The sequence below is a fragment of the Janthinobacterium sp. FW305-129 genome (assembly GCF_020858115.1).
GTDB lineage: Bacteria > Pseudomonadota > Gammaproteobacteria > Burkholderiales > Burkholderiaceae_D > Janthinobacterium.
Genome location: NZ_JACYMM010000053.1, coordinates 1 through 515 on the forward strand (window position 1 = coordinate 1; position 515 = coordinate 515).

Below are 515 nucleotides of genomic sequence, written 5' to 3' on the forward strand. Positions count from 1 at the left end.
AGTCCGAACAGTTCCAGCACGGCCGGCGTGATGGTGGCCGTCAGGCCCGCCGGCTGCAGCAGCAGGTAGTTGCCGTCGTCCGTCGTGTAGCCGCTGACGCTGACGGCCTTGTTGACGCCCGCGTTCTTGTCGGCGAACAGGCCCGTTCCCGTGCCCGTGATGGTGACCACATCGCTGCCGAGCGCCTGCACGGTGGGCGTGCCCGCGATCAGGGCGTTGCGCGTCGTGTCGTAGCTGCGGCTCTGCGCCGTGACGCCCGTCACCTGCAGCAGGGCGGGCGTGATCGTGGCCGTCGTCAGGGCGCTGGTGTTTTCCAGCACGTAGTTGCCGGCATCGGCGCCGCCGGCGGCGATGCCGGTCACCGTGACGGTTTTGTTCACGCCGGCGTTCTTGCTGGCGAAGCTGGCGGCGGCCTTGGTGATGTCCAGCACGTCGCCGGCCACGCGGTCGTCGCCCAGGGTGACGCTGGCATCGGTGGTGGCGTCGTACGCGCGGCTGACGCCCGTCGCCTGCAC

The 515-nt window shown here is 70.3% G+C and carries 1 protein-coding gene; it reads right to left on the reverse strand.

The features are described from left to right. On the reverse strand, positions 1–515 hold a 515-nt coding region (locus IGS61_RS27780; RefSeq protein WP_230542511.1), incomplete at both ends, for a YDG domain-containing protein.